This window comes from Pseudanabaena sp. Chao 1811 (genome assembly GCF_027942295.1).
Taxonomy (GTDB): Bacteria; Cyanobacteriota; Cyanobacteriia; order Pseudanabaenales; family Pseudanabaenaceae; genus Pseudanabaena.
In genome coordinates this window covers 4,579,414-4,596,126 of sequence record NZ_CP101416.1, presented here as the reverse complement: position 1 = coordinate 4,596,126, position 16,713 = coordinate 4,579,414, and the positions used below count along the sequence as shown (strand labels likewise).

The window sequence follows — 16,713 nt, the reverse complement described above, 5'->3', positions numbered from 1 at the left end:
ATAAACCAAAGTCCAAGCGTTGTGTCGCCCACATAGACTGTAACACAACGCTTGGGGTTTTAGGTTTACTTATGCCCGACTAGTTACTAGTACCTTGTTTTTTTAGATGGCTGCAAATAACGATAGAATAATGAATAGCTGAGTAAGAGTTATTTGTTGGCAGGAGTTGGTTTTGATTTCTTCAGCAGCACTTTCTAATAGTCTAAATTCTGATACTTTAGAGCGCGATCGCGAACGGGCTTTGTTCGCACATCGATCGCATTTCCCTGCTTTAGGAGTTAAAAATCGTACTTACTTTAACTATGGTGGACAAGGCGTTTTATGTGAAGCAGCTCTAGAGTCCATCACGCGCAATTTCCACCAGATTGAGGAGCTTGGTTGTTTTTCCAATGCCGCAGGCGATTGGATGATGTCCGAATATGATGCGACTAAAACTGCGATCGCCCAAGAATTACAAGTCAGCCCGAAGACAATCACCCTCACAGAAAATACTACTGTCGGCTGCAATATTGCACTGTGGGCGGTAGATTGGCAAAAAGGCGATCGCCTATTGCTATCAGACTGCGAACATCCTGGAATTATTGCCAGCGCTGTCCAGATTCAAAAGCGCTTTGGTATTGAAATCGATTATTTTCCCTTAAGCAATACTCGTAATGCAAGCGCTGAGGGTAAAGATAGCGGCGAAGTAGTTGATTTATTGATACAGCATTTGCAACCACAGACCCGCATGGTGATGCTTAGCCATGTCTGTTGGAATACAGGACAGGTTTTGCCATTACAAGCGATCGCCAAAGCTTGCCATGCTCACAATGTCTTAGTTGCTGTTGATGCGGCTCAGTCAGTGGGTGTGCTTCCCCTCAATCTTGCGGAGATGGAAGCGGATTTCTATGCTTTTACAAACCATAAATGGTGGTGTGCACCTCTTGGATTAGGTGCGCTATATATTCGTCCTGAAATCTTTGATCAAATTGAGCCTGTATTTGTTGGTTGGCGAGGATTGACGGGTAAACTGCCAATTCCGCAATGGAAACAGGATGGAGCTAAGTTTGAGGTGGCTAGCTCGACCTACACCCTTTACGAGGCTCTAAGGATTGCGATCGCCCATTCTAATAGTTGGGGAACGCAACAACAACGCTATAGGCGAATTTGTGAACTAAGCCAAATTTTATGGCAACAACTAAATGATTTGCCCCACATTAACTGTGTGCGCCAACTACCACCAGAGTCGGGATTAATTTCCTTTCAAATAAATAGAGAACTCGCTAAAAGTGCGATCGCCCAAAAAAATCATGCACTAATTGCTAAACATTTAGAATCGGAGTATCAAATTTTTATCCGAGCCCTGCCCGAACCAGATTGTCTAAGAGCTTCGGTGCATTACCTGACTTCTATCGCTGACCTTGATCGTCTCGTCGAAATTATTTCCAGTCTTGCTTAACGACCTCTGAACTAATCTGAACTAAATTTTCAGACTCTGCGATTGCTTAAATAAGTTTCCATTGCCTTTCATCTCAAACCACCATTCTAATCAGGCTGCTATGTCTCTATTCTCACAGGCTCCTAAGCAAAATCAAGATAAAAAAAACGAAGCTTTATCGCGATCACAAGTCCTTATTGCGATGGCAGTTACTGCGATTATCTTCTTAGGAATTTCCAAAGGTTGGGTTTACTTAACGGGTATCCCCATGGTTCCACTTTACTGGCAACCCGAACATGGTGCGATCGGTTTGGGAATTGGCTTAGGAGTAGCTTTACTCAGTAGTTTAATTTACGAAATATGGGAAAGCTATCGTCTTGCCGCTCAAGAATATTTAGAAATGGTGCTTAAGCCATTAGAACCAATCGATCTAGTTTGGTTAGGTTTATTACCAGGACTTAGCGAAGAAATGCTTTTTCGTGGTGTAGCTCTGCCTGCCCTTGGTATGAATGGAGTTGCTTTAATCATTACTAGTGTTGTCTTTGGGGCGCTACATATGGCAAGTGCCAAGCATCTGTCCTACACAGTTTGGGCGATCGCTGTGGGCATGATGCTTGGTGCGGTGACAATGTATACAGGCAATCTCCTATCAGCGATCGTTGCCCATGTTCTTACCAATTCTCTCTCAGGCATCATTTGGAAATGGAAACAGTCAAAAATTGCCTAATCTCATAAGAAGAGAAAGGCGGCGCTTCGCGCCGCCTTTCTCTTCTTATTGTTCTAACCAAAACAACGGCAGCTATATATAGCCCTTTTCAAGCAAGAGATGTAAAGAGGGTTGTGTCCCTGCCTTCGGCAGGGACACAACCCTCTAGGTAATTGACTGCAAAGCAGTCCATCTTTTATTTAAGGACAAGACCCAAAAGTTAACTATGCTTGAATTTGGTGAACTTGATTCTTACGCTTTCTGAGTTGCTTGCCACCCAAAACACCTGCGGCTAAGGCAATACCTGCGATAAAACCGGGAACGGGTACAGGACGACGAATTTGTTCTTGTCTACCGATACTGAAATTATCAAATGCGAAGACATCAGTACCACCAGATGTATTACCAAATGTGACCGAGGTAAATTGATCGCTAGGATCTGTGCCAATTACACCAAAGTAGAGCACACCACCACCTAGAGTTGCGGTATTCGGAACGGTAAATAGTTGATTTCCACCGCCTGCTTTTGTGAAGTTCAATGTAACTTGACCATTGAAGTCACCGATATCAACTCCATAGAAACCGAAGGCAGCTTGAGCTGTGTTAAAGGTAAGGGTAAAAGGTCCTGAAACCTCGTAGAATTTGTTGCCAGAAATTGGGTAGCGACCAGCACCATTTGTTCCAGAGGCGACTGACCTAATGTTGCCATTACCAGTGATAGTTGCAGTATCAGATCCGAAGGCAACAGCAATTGGCGCAGAGGCTCCAGTAGTTTGGGATTCAAATGTTTCTGTACCAACGCCAACCAAATTTGAGAAGAAATTGTTTCTGGCAGCATTGGAATTTGGAGTAGAACTAAGTCTAACACTTTCACCTTGTCCTAGATCCTGACCAAAATAAGTCAGGTAGGCAGCTTCAGCAGGCTTAGCGATCGCTGAGAGGGAAATAGTAAACAAACCAACTGTTGATACAAATAACTTAGTGTTATTCATGACTAGTAATTCCTTTGCTTATTTTTATAGAAACCTTAAATTAGAAAGTCTTAGCTATATTTTGAGAGTATGTCTCTAATTTCCTTGTAATTCTCTAATATCCTATGTCTTAAGCAATAATTTAGGTTTACATGGTATTGCTAGATATAATTTACACAAAGATATTAGATTAGAGCTAAAAAAATCGTAAATTAGGTTTTATTTGAATAAGCGTCAATATAGCACTGCCTAATTTAAATTTCTTGTCCGCAAAGTAATACAAAAGTTATATAAAAGTTATATTTGTTAGTTGTTAAAACACTTTAAAGATCTACAACATAGATTCTTAAAGCACTTTGATGAATAATTGTTTGAGATAATTCTTCAGGTTCTCTTGTAATCAACGCACCTAAAAAATAATACAAATATCACTAAAGTGATTTCGCAAAATCTTTTATCCATGTAAATCTCACTCTGATACCCCTTCTTTACTTGTGGGACTAAATGATTTATGAAAATTTGTTGCGTTGAGGCATATTCTCACAAATCATTTGAAACTACTTGAAAAATTAAGTTAGATGATGAATTAGTGCTTGACGCATGATTTGAATAGGAACTGGTTGATCAAGCCACCATTCAAGGGCGATCGCTCCCTGATTAATTAGCATTTCTAAACCATCGATCGCTTTTATGCCCCTTGCCTCAGCAATCTGTAAAAATTTGGTAGGGCGAGGAGTATAAATCAGGTCATAGGCGATCGCATGGTTAGGTAAGATTGCCATCTCTGCTTCGGAAATTGGTGTATGTGGATCATGCGCCATTCCGATAGGCGTAGCATTGATCACGATGCCTGCTACTTCTAGTAAATGGGGAAGAGATGCCCAAGGATGTACCCGCAGATTGTAATCGCGCAGTTGACTGGTCATTGTGCCGTGAAATTTTTTGAGCTTTTTAGGATCGCGTCCTAGCACATGGATTACGGGGCAACCAAGTTCTAAACAAGCTGCCACGACTGCCTTCGCTGCACCACCACTACCAAGGATCACGGCGGGCATTTGTGACCAATCACAGTTAATTTGCTTAAGAGGTTCTAGGAAGCCAGCCACATCAGTATTTGTGCCAACCCAACGATCGCCAATCCGCTTAACTGTATTGACTGCGCCAACGGATTGGGCGATCGGTAAGACTTCATCAAGCAAGGGGATTACTTCAACCTTGTGGGGAATTGTGAGGTTAAATCCTTGGACTGATTGAATTGCTTTTAGTCCTGCGATCGCCGCAGGCAGATCATCAACAGGGATCGGGAATGGTACATATACATAATCCAGTCCCATTGATGCGATCGCTGCATTGTGCATTACAGGTGAAAGACTGTGGCTGACGGGAAACCCCATCACTCCTAAAATTTTGGTTGTCCCTAAGACGCTCCCGAGCATAGTCGCTTACCTTGTAGCCTAATGGTAGTTACAAAACTATGACACAAATGTTTCGCCTAAAGACTAAGCCATATCGCGATCCCCGTGAAAATAGTTGACACTCCTCTATTTAGTTTTCTGTATTTGCTTGCGAACCAATGGGAATATCTGCCAAGATAAAAAAGATATATCGTTTGCCTTATAAGGGAAGATTTGCGTGACTGTTGCTGCTTCTGTTTCTTCGCCTGATGTCCAGCGTCCGACTGATTCGGGAATTTATATTACAATTCACGGTCACTTTTACCAGCCTCCGCGTGAAAATCCTTACCTCAATGCGATCGAGCGGCAAGAAAGCGCGGCTCCCTTTCATGACTGGAATGCGCGGATTCACCATGAATGCTATCGTCCCAATGCATTCTCACGGATCGAGCGTCATGATGGCAAAATCGTCAAGATTGTCAATAACTATGAGTACATGAGTTTCAACATGGGGCCAACGCTGCTCTCATGGATGGAATTTCACGATCGCGATACCTATCAAGCGATTCTCGATGCCGATAAACGCAGTGCTGATCGCCTTAATGGTCATGGCAATGCGATCGCACAGGTATATAACCACATCATTTTGCCCCTAGCCAATTGGCGCGACAAGTTGACCCAAATTCGCTGGGGTAAAGCAGACTTCAAATCCCGCTTTGGGCGAGATCCTGAAGGAATGTGGCTAGCGGAAACTGCCGTTGACTATGAAACCCTTGAGGCTCTGGTACTAGAGGGGATCAAGTTTATTGTGCTGGCTCCTTCGCAGGCACAGCGCTGTCGTCCCATGCCCACCAAAGACAATCCCAATCCTGCATGGGAAGAAGTAGGTGGCGCACAGATTGACCCTAATCGTCCCTACCGTTGCTACTTACGTCGCCATAGCAATACGAAGGGGAATGTATCGGAACTTGGGCAGTTCCATTTGCCACCCGATACTGATGCTTATATCGATGTATTTTTCTATGATGGGCCGATTTCCCGCGACATGGGCTTTGGTGATCTCTTAGGTAGTTCCCACAATTTTGCTAAACGTCTCAGTCAAGCCGTCAGAAATGATAATCGTCCGCATCAAATGGTTTCTGTGGCAACCGATGGCGAAACCTTCGGACATCACAAGCATTTCACCGAGAAGACGCTCTCCTATGCCTTTGTGGAGGAATTTCCTAAGCGTGGCTGGACAGTAACTAATTACGCCCATTATTTGAGCCTATTCCCACCCACCTACGAAGCAGAGTTAAAATCTGTGACTGCTTGGAGTTGCGCCCACGGAGTCGATCGCTGGCAGGGTGGCTGTACCTGTGGCGGTGAAGGATCGGGCTATCAGCAACTCTGGCGGCGACCTTTGCGCGATAGTCTTAACTGGCTACGAGATCGCCTTGCGACGGTTTATGTAGATATCGGACGCAAATATTTTAATGATCCTTGGGAAGCTCGCGATCACTATATCGAAGTGTTGCAATATTCATTGCGCGATAACATTCCTGATCTTTCGCCAATTTTAGAAAAGTTCTTTGAGCAGCAATGTGGTACTAAGGTTACTTCATCGGCACAGAGGATTGATGCTTTGCGCTTGTTGGAAATGCAGCGCCATGCCCTGCTGATGTTTACCAGTTGCGGTTGGTTCTTTGAGGAATTGTCGCGTCCTGAAACTGTGCAGATTTTGCGCTATGCCGCTAGAGCGATCGAGCTAGCCGCCGATGTAGCGGGAGTGCTGCTAGAGGATGAATTTATTCATCGCATGGCAAAGGCTCCAAGTAACCTCACTGAGTTTAAAGATGGCGAAGGCGTTTATCGCAAACAGGTAATTACCAATCGCATTAGCCTTGCTCAAGTGGCGGCTCAATATGCCCTTAGTTCGACTCTGGGAAATTATGGGCGATCGCAACAAATCTATTGCTACCAAATTCAGCAGCAGGACTATCAACTGCAAAGAATTGGCTCGATGTCTTTAGCGATCGGGCAGATTCACTTAACTTCGCGGATTACCCAAGAGTCAGTTAGTTATATTTTTGCGGTACTTCACCTTGGTGGCGATGACTTCCATTGCTGCATTCAGCCCTTCACGGGACGACGAGAATATGAAGAGATTAAAGCAACTCTCTTTAAAACTCTCAAACAAGCGAATACTGCGGCGGTGATCTTGGCAATGGCGAGTACCTTTAGCGGTGAGCAGTTCAGCCTGCATCATCTATTTGCTGAAGAACGCCATCGGATTCTACAAATGCTTGCTGATGAGACATTGACTCGACTCGATCAGCTATACGAGCAGGTATATCGCGATAATTACGGAATATTAATTTCCTTCCGTCGTGACGATTTACCCGTACCACCTGAACTGCAAGTAGCCGCCGATATCGTTCTCAACAATCGTCTTACGGAGGAACTAAAGAAACTAGAAACAGGAACATCATTACCGAATGTGGGACTAGATGCCGTCGCGATCGAGGCAATTAATCTCGGCTGTAAGTTTACCCATGTAGAAGATGCCAAGATTCTCGAAAAATATATTTTGAGACAGATTCAGGAACTTTCTAAGATTCAGGATCTCCATGAGAAGGCATTATTTGATCACCTCAATCAAATTGAGGAAGCCCTAGCGATTAGCGATCGCCTTAATCTGAAACTCAATCTCAATCTCTCGCAGGAAGCCTTTTTGAATTATCTATTCAAAAGGATTGCTCCTCAATGTGTCCTCGCTAGACAGATTCTCGATTTAGAATCCGTTGAAAAACAACCCATCCACATTGAGATTAATCTCTGCGAAGGTATTTCTAATTTAGAGCTACATCAGTTGATTGATACCGCTAGCAAATTAGGAATTGCCACAGAAGCATGGCTTCACGCTTGATCTAACTGAACGCAGACGTTTTTTGAGAGAGGGTTGGCTACGCCAACCCTCTCTCAAAAAACAAAAGTAAAAGCCTTGCTTAGCAAGGCTTTTACTTTTGAGCTTAAAATTTGCCAGCTTCACCCGAACTGACGTTAACTGACGAGGTCTCGTCTTTGGGGCTTATAACAGTTTTCTTCGACACAGTAACGTGATATGAAGGATAATCGGATTTTATAACGTTTACAAATTCATGTCTGTTCGAGTTCGTATTGCACCAAGTCCAACGGGTAACTTACATATCGGCACTGCCCGCACGGCTGTATTTAATTGGCTGTATGCCCGTCATAACGAGGGAACATTTATCCTCAGAATCGAAGATACCGATCACGAAAGATCTAAGGATGAGTACACCCAAAATATTCTGGAGGGCTTGGCTTGGCTTGGGATCAATTTTGACGAAGGACCGTTTTTTCAAACCCAACGTAGCGATCGCTATATTGCGTCAGTGCAAAAACTCCTCGCTGAAAAGAAAGCCTACTTTTGCTACTGTACTGAAGCTGAGTTAGAGGCAATGCGCGAAGCCCAAAAAGCCAATAAACAAGCCCCCCGTTACGACAATCGCCATCGCCATCTTACCGATGAGCAACGTCAAGCCTTTGAAGCTGAAGGTCGTCGTCCTGTAGTTCGCTTCATCATCGAAGAACCACGCACGATCGCATGGAATGATCTAGTACGCGGCACGGTGTCTTGGAGTAGCAGTGACCTCGGTGGTGATATGGTCATTGCCCGTGTCGATGAGCAAGGCAATATTGGCTTACCTCTGTATAACTTTGCGGTGGTTGTAGATGATATTGACATGCAGATCACCCAAGTCATTCGTGGTGAAGATCATATTGCGAATACTGCTAAGCAAATCCTGATTTATGAAGCTTTAGGTGCAACCCCTCCTCAGTTTGGACACACACCATTAATCCTCAATCAGCAGGGTGCCAAAATTTCTAAACGGGATGGTGCAACTTCTGTTTGGGAATTTCGGAATATGGGCTATATTCCTGAAGCCTTTAACAACTATATGGCACTCTTGGGTTGGTCGCCTAGCGATGGCAAAGAGCTATTCACATTGCAAGAAGCTTCTCAAATCTTCAGCTTTGATCGCGTCAATAAGGCAGGGGCAAAATTTGATTGGGATAAATTGAATTGGATTAATAGCCAATATCTACATTCTTTGCCGATTGAAGATGTTTGCGATCGCCTTACGCCCTTTCTCAAAGAAGCTGGCTATGATCTGGAATCTGTTGATCGCCAATGGTTGCTGGACTTGACCAAATTAATTGCGCCAAGTTTAACTCTATTGACTGATGCTGCTACGATTAGTAAGTTCTTCTTCAACGAATTTGAGGACTACACCGAAGAGGCAAAAGCAACTCTGCAAGGTGAGTCGATTTCAGGTATTATCACAGCACTAATTGATGCTCTTAAGGAAACTGCGGAACTAGATGTCGATAGTGCAGGCGAAGTCCTGAAAAAAGTCATGAAGTCTCAGGGTGTGAAAAAAGGTGCAGTGATGAAGCCATTACGAGCTGCTCTCACAGGCGATCTGCATGGACCTGAAATCCTCCCAACCTTTGTTCTGCTCCACCGCAAAGGCTTAGCCTTACCTCGTTTGCAAAGAGCATTAACTGCATAAAGCAAGAAGTGAATAGCGGCGCAAAGCGCCGCCATTCACTTCTTGCCTGCTGGAGCACCAATACTCTAGTTGGATTTTGGCTTTTGCATTTCCGCTAGAACATAGCCAATCACAATACCCGTAAAACTTGCAACCAAATCCCCAATATCAAAAGTACGATTGGGAGAAAGCGATTGACACAATTCTTCAACGAAAGTAAAGACTACAAATAATAGTGGAAACAAAGGCAGTACCCAGTTCCAAAGTTTGATGGTACGCCAATTTCCTGCCAGTTGTCCTACAAAAGTCGCTAATCCATAGAGAAATACATGACCGGCTTTATCATTCTTGGTTAGATATTCTGGTAGAGCATGGTTATAGGCAAGCACGATGATCAATGTAAATACAATCAAGTAAATTACAGTTAGAATTTTCCAGACTAACTTTTTAGATTTCATGGTGGAGATGTGAGCAAAGGGAAGATAGGATTTCCTACCAACTTATGGAATTAGCGATCGCCTATATAGTTCCCAAGCTACTTAATATATTCTTCGTAATGTCCACTGATGGCAATTTTACATTTCTTTGAGAATATTAAACAGTTTTTTGTGAATGGGTTTATTAGTTTCTCTCAAGTATTCGTATGTTTACAGGGTGTCCTCAGGAAATACGACTGAGCGCCTGATGATTCTGTTTGTGGATTTCGATTAGTAATTGAATTTATGTAATTAGTTCTGGATTTTTTAGGATGTAGTCGAAATCGAGAGAAAGATTCGGTTGATTGGAGTTCGACTTTTTAGAATTCTGCTTGAATTGCCCAATCTGCTGCATTAAGTGCGGGTTACTCAGGACGTATTCAGTTTCTTGATGACCATAAGCCTTGGTGAAATTTATAGTCTACAGCCACATTTCTAGCATATCTGATATGTCGTTGAATAGCGATCGCCCCTCACCACCCACAAAACCCGATCGCCTTCCCTACATCAAACAGTGATCGCTTCTCAGCATCCAAAAACCGATCGCCTAAATCTCAACATCAAACAGCGATCGCCCCCTCACCACCCACAAAACCCGAGCACCTATTCCCCACATCAAACATCGGTCACGAGCATGTACTCTTTCAACACTAAATAGCAGTTTTTTCTTTTTCTAGTATTTATTTCAGAGGTAAATCCCGCATATTTTTTCTACTTTTTCCTAGTACGTCTACCTTTAATGCTATTTGATTTGCTAGAAGATTGAGAGAAACTCAGTATAGAGTCCATAAGTGTTTGAATCATTGTAAGCCGCTTTAAATTCTCAAACATGAGCGACAGAAAAGTGTGATTATCTATAGTCCCTTCTTGAATTTCATGAAAAGTTAATATAGTACTAAATGTAAGTACACTGCCCAAAATTGCAATTGGAAGCATCCACCAGTTTTCAACAAACTTTATGCTAAAAATAATCACACCAAATATTGTTAAATATACTACAGAAAGATACAAAAGACGCTGAGAACTTTCAGAGTTAGCATATAATTTTTCTCTGTTTGTCGGTTTAGGATACTCCATGTTGTCATACGAATGTATATCTGTTTGTCTATTTGTAGTTGTCTTTTTCTTCTGATAATCTTCGACTGGCAAGCTGGATTCAATTGGTTGTGAGCAGTTTTCTGGAGATTTATCAGATTTGTTATCGCTATCGTTACTAGCGTTGCTATCCATACAACCTTTTCCGTGAATTGATTGACAAGTAATAATCTGTGTACCATCTTTATTTATGTTTATGATACTTTCTTCTACCTTTACGGAGTCTATGTTTATATCGCTCATATGATTTTATGTTACTTGTATTATTTTAATAAATACTCTGATTCTTTACTTCATTCTCTAAATTAATTATACTGTCCTTTACATCAATTGTTTTAATATTAAAAACCTGACTAATAACATTTCCACTATCGCTCATTGCTTGTCCAATAGCTTTTCTAATCTCATCTATAGTTTCTTCATCAGTAGATCTAAAAAGAGACTTTGAACCCGCATTTGTCTGAATCACTAATTCAAATAACTTCATATTTGTGATAATTTCGTACATCTTCATCAACTCATTAGTTTTTCTGACTGAAAAAACAACTACAGCTATAGGAATAAGTGTACTCAAGAAAAAGACTATATTTCGGCTCTGGTATATGTTTACTAAAATCAAAATGATAATTATTTCTGCAATCACGCAATTAGTTATCAAATTGATGTCATATTTTGGCTTATCGGCTTTCAGATAGATTCGCTGGGCGCTAACATGGGCAACGTTGCTGATTTGCCAAAAATCACTGCCACACTCAATAATTTTATTGGTAACGCGAATTTCTTGTGTTGATCGCTGCATGTCTTAAATTGGTTGCGTTAACTATTACCTTAAAAAGTATTGCGCGATCATACATGAAATTCATCAATAATTCAAGTAAAATCTATCCTGTCTCCAGTCAGATTGAAGTGTTAGAAGACGATCTCTACGCAATTTTTTTGTAAAACTTCAGGCTTCATAATATTCACTTACCTTAAGGATCAGCAATTCTCATTATGAAAATTTTGTCTTTATCTGTCGGCAGCTATTGAGAATAGCCGCAATAGTGATCTTTGAAAAGCTAATGATTTCGTTCAAAATTTGATGGCTTAGACAAATCAAAAGTCATAAGGAGAATTGCTGCCTTAAGGATTGCGTTCCTTGACAGACGAACTAAACCATTCTTGTGTTCAACAGATCCGAAACGATTTGCAAAATCTCCTCAAACTTAACTGGCTGATATGGCAATACAAAATCTTCAGCACCTTCATGTAAATGATGAGGATAAGTTTCAACCTCAGGATGGTGAGCAGCATTATCCCAACGCCTAATAAATTGTCCATCATTACTTTGCCAATGAAAACTGTATTTAATCACCTCAACCTGATCTGATTGAATTTCAAAAAACTCAAACATTTCTAAAAGGCTATCATCTTGTAAAGTCAGCCGATATCGCCATAAACCTTTATTGCCCTGTGCTTCCTCTCTAAGAATGCTAAAACTTTTCACTATTGGACAAAGAGCAATCAATGACTTTATCAAAGCCAGATAATCTTCAGCAATCATCACAATGCTTGCTCTAGTTTACTAATCTTAACCAAGAGATCCTTTCGCAACTCACATAAACTAAGCCACTCAAACAGATCCATTTCATCCCCTAATGCTCCTGACTCAAATTGTTCTTGAAACTGATGAGAATCGAGCCTGTAGTTCTGCTCAAACTTACTAATATCACGGTCATAAACAGCTAATTTCTGTCGATGGCGATTTAACATTACACTGAGTAATTGACTGAGAATCCGATCTAACTCATTGCGATCACTACAATTTGCACTAAGTAGCTCTAATTTGTCTAATGTATTCATGGCATATAACATAACTAAACTTAGATTGACATAGCCTGTTTAACATTATACCAACGGTAATTTTTCCTATAAAAAAGGCGGCGCATTGCACCGCCTTTTTTGAGTTTTTACTCTACACCTTCAATGCGGTCTTCGAGTTCTTGATAGAGTTCACGCAATCTATCCAGATTCTCTTCGCTGGTTTCCCAATAGCCGCGACCATTGACTTCTAGAAGCGTACCAACAATCTTACGGAACGAATTGGGGTTGAGATTTTTGAGGCGATCGCACATCTCCTTATCGTTCACATAGACATCATTGACATCTTCGTAAACCCAGTTGTCCACTGCTCCAGCCGTTGCCGACCAGCCCATTGTATTGACTAGGCGCTTAGAGATTTCGCGTACACCTTCGTAACCACTCTTGAGCATTCCCTCATACCACTTGGGATTAAGAATCTTGGTGCGGGTATCGAGTCGGACTGTCTCGGTGAGGGTGCGAACTTGAGCATTAGCGGTGGTAGTATCAGCGATAAAGGAAGCAGGTTTTTTACCATCTTTACGGAGACTGCCAACGAGCTTAGTGGGGTCAGAGTCGAAGTAGTGGGATACATCGGTGAGACTGATTTCTGAAGAATCCAAGTTTTGGAAGGTCATGTCAACGGTCTTCAGTGAGGCTTCGTAAAGCTGACGCTGTTGAGTGTTGCTGACGGAACCGCCAAAGGCGAAGGACTTACGAGATAAGTACATCTGTTGCAATTCTTCTTCGTTTTCCCATGTGCTATTTTCCACAGCGAGGTTAACGTTAGAGGAATAGGAACCCGATGAGTTGCTGAATACGCGAGTAGCCGCTTGACTGATGGTTAAGCCAAATTCTTCGGCTTGGGCGATCGCGTGCTTCCTGACAAAGTTCATTTCTAGAGGCTCATCGGCTTCGGCTGCCATTCTCACGGCGCGATCGATCAAGTCCATTTGGTTAACGAATAAATCGCGGAATACGCCAGAGCAGTTGACAACCACATCAACGCGAGGACGACCCAATTCTTCGAGGGGAATCAATTCCAAACGGTTGACACGACCGAGGGCATCGGGCATAGGCTTCACGCCGATCATGCAAAGGACTTGAGCGAGGGATTCGCCATAGGTCTTGATGTTGTCGGTTCCCCAGAGGACGACTGCGATCGTTTCGGGATAGACTCCATTGTTGTCTTGACGTTGACGCTCTAAGAGGCGATCGACTACAGTTTTAGCCGCTTGCACTGCCGCACTCGTAGGAATCGAGTTAGGATCGAGTGCGTGCATATTCTTGCCAGTGGGCAGCACTAAGGGATTACGGATGGGGTCTCCACCGGGACTGGGGGTGATGTAATCGCCTTCCAGAGCTTTGATCAAGCCGCCGAGTTCGTTGTCAGCAACAATTTGCTTGAGACAGAACTCTAGGAATTCAAAGAGAGGTTTGATGTCATCTTTATTAACATTGGGATAGCCATTCTCTTGGAAAACTTCAATCCAAGGCTCAGTTTTACCCATTCTAAAGAAGTTGAGAACCGAGAGTTTGGAAACTCTGCCATCGTCATCAGCCTTTGCCTTGACCAATGCGCCTACAGCTTTATTGGCGATCGCCCGAATGTTTGCCAAGAGTTCCACATCGGCGTAAATACCCTTGTCGCTGGATTTGTAAAGCTGTTCGATATCGCGTCCGATGCTTTCACAGATGATTCGCAACAGAGACTTCATGTTGTCTTCGGGGCGATCAAAACTGGCGATGCTGGTCAACACATCGGTGACATCTTCCACTTTGGGAGGTTCACCAACAACGTGCAGACCGCAAGGGAGAACGCGGGACTCGATTTCCATCAGCTTGTTGTAAACCTGACCGATGACGTTATCGCGTTCCTCAAGGGACATATCCTTGGCATCTTGGTCTGGAAGTTCCACATCCTTATCGAGATTGACCAAGCGCACCTTGTCCATGATTGTATTGGTGATTTGGACACCACGACCACCGAGGCGGAGATCCTTGTAGGACGCAATCAATTCACTCAGTTCTTGCAAGTTACGGCTCAAGCCTGCATTTTCGGGCGCAGGAGTGATGTAGCTGATGATGGTGGCATAACCGCGACGCTTAGCGATCGTGGCTTCTGAGGGGTTGTTTACGGCGTAGTAATAGATGTTGGGTAGCGCTCCGATCAAGCTGTCGGGATAGCAATCTCCAGACATACCCACTTGCTTCCCAGGCATGAACTCCATTGAGCCGTGAGTACCGAAGTGGAGGACAGCATCGGCTCCCCAGATATGGTTGAGATAGGTGTAATAAGCAACGAAGCCATGATGGGGTGAAGCGGATTTGCTAAAGAGCAAGCGCATGGGGTCGCCTTCATAACCGAAGGTGGGTTGTACGCCTACGAAAATATTTCCGTACTGCTTACCGTAAATAATCAAGTTCTGTCCATCGGAATTGAGATGTCCGGGCGCAGGTCCCCATTGCTCGATAATGCGATCGACGTAGGGAGTATGGGCTTCATACTCAGGTACAGACATCTTATAGGCAACGTTGAGTTCAGGACTGCCAACCATTGCTTCAGGGTTATGCAGAATCTCGGACATCATATCGTGGGATGTCTTCGGTAATCCTTGAACGTCATAGCCATTATTACCGAGAGCTTCTACAACCTTATGAATGGAAGAGAATACATCTAAATAGGCGGCAGTTCCGATATTGCCCTTATCAGGAGGGAAACTGAAGATGGTAATCGCCAGTTTCTTCTCATGGCGAGGCTTGCGGCGGAGATTTGCCCATTTGATCGCACGGTTGGCGATGGTTTCGAGGCGATCGCCTAAAGCATGGGAACGACCAGTCATGCTATCGCGCCCCGAAAGCACAATAGGATCAAGTCCGCCATCGAGTTCAGGTAAGGCAACCTGAAGGGCAACTTGTACAGGATGTAAACCAAGATCGCTATCTTGCCATTCTTCGGTAGTTTGGAAGACTAGGGGCAGGGCTACCATGTAGGGACGATTCAGTTTTTCGAGAGCTTCGATCGCCTTGGGGTGATCTTGCTTTGCGGGTCCTCCAACAAGAGCAAAACCAGTCAGGGAGACAACACTATCCACAATCGCTCGATCCTTTTGCTTAGGATCATAGAAATACTCTTCGACCGCCTTTGAGAAGTCTAAGCCCCCATTAAATACGGAAATAACCCTAGCGCCGAGGGATTCCAATTCCTGAACCATCGCCACATAATGCGCGTCATCGCCTGTAACGAGGTGAGTACGTGCCATCAATAGACCCACGCAAGGTGCAAGGGGATCTTTCATGTCATCGGGAATATCGGTACGGGCATTATACCAATCCAAATATTCGGTAGTATTCTCGAACATTTTCGGTGCGAGAGGATGCCATAGCCCCATGTCCAAATAGGTAACAGGGTCTTTAATAATTAGAGGAGCCGCACCATTTTCTTTTGCTCTTGCCTTCACGCTAGGCAAATAATTTTGAGCAAGCATCAATAGGAAGTTTTCAATATTTTCTGTCGAACCTCCTAACCAATATTGGAAGCTCAACATGAAGTTACGAGCATCCTGCGCCTTATCAATAGGCATATATTTGAGAATCTTCGGCAGAGTCTGCACGACCTTGAGCATACTGTCTTGGAAAGAACTGCCCGATTTCTCCTTACGCTTCCGCATAAACTGGGCGATCGCACTCTTAGATTGCCCTAGGTTTTCCATACTAAAGCTGCCCATTTTATTGAGGCGCATTACCTCTGGCATCGATGGGAATACGACGCAAGCAGACAAGCGATCGCGATGGGGTGCAACTGCTTGAGCAATTTTCGTAGCAAGATCATCAATAAAAATCAAAGACGCGATAAAAATATCCGCCTCAGCAATATCTTCTTTAAAAACCTCGTAATTTTCTGGACTACGAAGTTCCTCAATTAAATAACCACTTACCTCGATCGCTAGGTTGGGGTTGTTTTTATTAATGGACTTTACAGCCGCCGACATAGCGCTCTGATATTGAGGTTCCAGCACTACATAGACCAACTTCATTAAGACCCGACCCTGTAGATTTTCGGGAATGATACGTCTACTAGATAATGTTGCGATCGGTGGCACAGAAGTGAACATGCAGTCTCCTTAAATTACTGTCCTGATTTTTTTGGATTTTATATATTGCGTTTGGTTATGTGTTGCTCAAACTGTTACATAGTGCAACAATTTGCAATTAAAGATTTATACCTATTCACTATTTAATACCAGACAACCATTGCA

General features: G+C 43.2%; 12 protein-coding genes. 4 read left to right on the top strand and 8 right to left on the bottom strand.

Features of this window, described 5'->3' with window-relative positions:
• Positions 1 to 172: 172 nt before the first annotated feature.
• Both NMG48_RS20935 and NMG48_RS20930 read left to right on the top strand, forming a co-directional pair.
• Positions 173 to 1,438, top strand: coding sequence for an aminotransferase class V-fold PLP-dependent enzyme (locus NMG48_RS20935; RefSeq protein ID WP_271253324.1), 1,266 nt, complete (start codon positions 173 to 175; stop codon positions 1,436 to 1,438).
• Between the two features lie 100 nt (positions 1,439 to 1,538).
• Complete coding sequence (locus NMG48_RS20930) at positions 1,539 to 2,144, top strand: CPBP family intramembrane glutamic endopeptidase (RefSeq protein ID WP_271253323.1); 606 nt, start codon at positions 1,539 to 1,541, stop codon at positions 2,142 to 2,144.
• 203 nt (positions 2,145 to 2,347) lie between these two features.
• Here the strand turns inward: NMG48_RS20930 and NMG48_RS20925 are convergent, their stop codons facing one another.
• Both NMG48_RS20925 and NMG48_RS20920 read right to left on the bottom strand, forming a co-directional pair.
• Positions 2,348 to 3,115: a PEP-CTERM sorting domain-containing protein gene (locus tag NMG48_RS20925; protein ID WP_271253322.1), complete on the bottom strand. Its 768-nt coding sequence runs from the start codon at positions 3,113 to 3,115 to the stop codon at positions 2,348 to 2,350.
• A 548-nt stretch (positions 3,116 to 3,663) separates the two neighbouring features.
• The gene (locus NMG48_RS20920) at positions 3,664 to 4,530 is read right to left on the bottom strand and encodes a shikimate dehydrogenase (RefSeq protein ID WP_271253321.1); all 867 of its coding nucleotides are present in this window, start codon (positions 4,528 to 4,530) and stop codon (positions 3,664 to 3,666) included.
• A 196-nt stretch (positions 4,531 to 4,726) separates the two neighbouring features.
• Here NMG48_RS20920 and NMG48_RS20915 point away from each other — a divergent pair, with 196 nt between their 5' ends.
• Both NMG48_RS20915 and gltX read left to right on the top strand, forming a co-directional pair.
• Positions 4,727 to 7,396, top strand: a complete 2,670-nt coding sequence (locus tag NMG48_RS20915) for a DUF3536 domain-containing protein (RefSeq protein ID WP_271253320.1) — start codon at positions 4,727 to 4,729, stop codon at positions 7,394 to 7,396.
• 232 nt (positions 7,397 to 7,628) lie between these two features.
• On the top strand, positions 7,629 to 9,065 hold the full coding sequence (gene gltX, locus NMG48_RS20910) for a glutamate--tRNA ligase (RefSeq protein WP_271253319.1): 1,437 nt from the start codon (positions 7,629 to 7,631) through the stop codon (positions 9,063 to 9,065).
• 65 nt (positions 9,066 to 9,130) lie between these two features.
• Here gltX and NMG48_RS20905 read toward each other — a convergent pair whose 3' ends face one another.
• The 6 genes from NMG48_RS20905 to NMG48_RS20880 all read right to left on the bottom strand — a co-directional run bounded on the left by NMG48_RS20905 (position 9,131) and on the right by NMG48_RS20880 (position 16,569).
• Positions 9,131 to 9,502: a VanZ family protein gene (locus NMG48_RS20905; protein ID WP_271253318.1), complete on the bottom strand. Its 372-nt coding sequence runs from the start codon at positions 9,500 to 9,502 to the stop codon at positions 9,131 to 9,133.
• Positions 9,503 to 10,231: 729 nt separating this feature from the next.
• A complete protein-coding gene (locus tag NMG48_RS20900; RefSeq protein WP_271253317.1) occupies positions 10,232 to 10,858 on the bottom strand; it encodes a hypothetical protein in 627 nt (208 codons plus the stop codon).
• Positions 10,859 to 10,883: 25 nt separating this feature from the next.
• Positions 10,884 to 11,414: a DUF6232 family protein gene (locus tag NMG48_RS20895; RefSeq protein ID WP_271253316.1), complete on the bottom strand. Its 531-nt coding sequence runs from the start codon at positions 11,412 to 11,414 to the stop codon at positions 10,884 to 10,886.
• A 351-nt stretch (positions 11,415 to 11,765) separates the two neighbouring features.
• A complete protein-coding gene (locus tag NMG48_RS20890; RefSeq protein WP_271253315.1) occupies positions 11,766 to 12,158 on the bottom strand; it encodes a toxin-antitoxin system TumE family protein in 393 nt (130 codons plus the stop codon).
• Positions 12,158 to 12,457, bottom strand: coding sequence for a hypothetical protein (locus NMG48_RS20885; RefSeq protein ID WP_271253314.1), 300 nt, complete (start codon positions 12,455 to 12,457; stop codon positions 12,158 to 12,160). The genes NMG48_RS20890 and NMG48_RS20885 overlap by 1 nt, the downstream gene beginning before the upstream one ends.
• 107 nt (positions 12,458 to 12,564) lie before the next feature.
• Positions 12,565 to 16,569 (bottom strand): magnesium chelatase subunit H, encoded by a 4,005-nt coding sequence (locus NMG48_RS20880; RefSeq protein ID WP_271253313.1) that lies wholly within the window; start codon positions 16,567 to 16,569, stop codon positions 12,565 to 12,567.
• Positions 16,570 to 16,713: the final 144 nt, after the last annotated feature.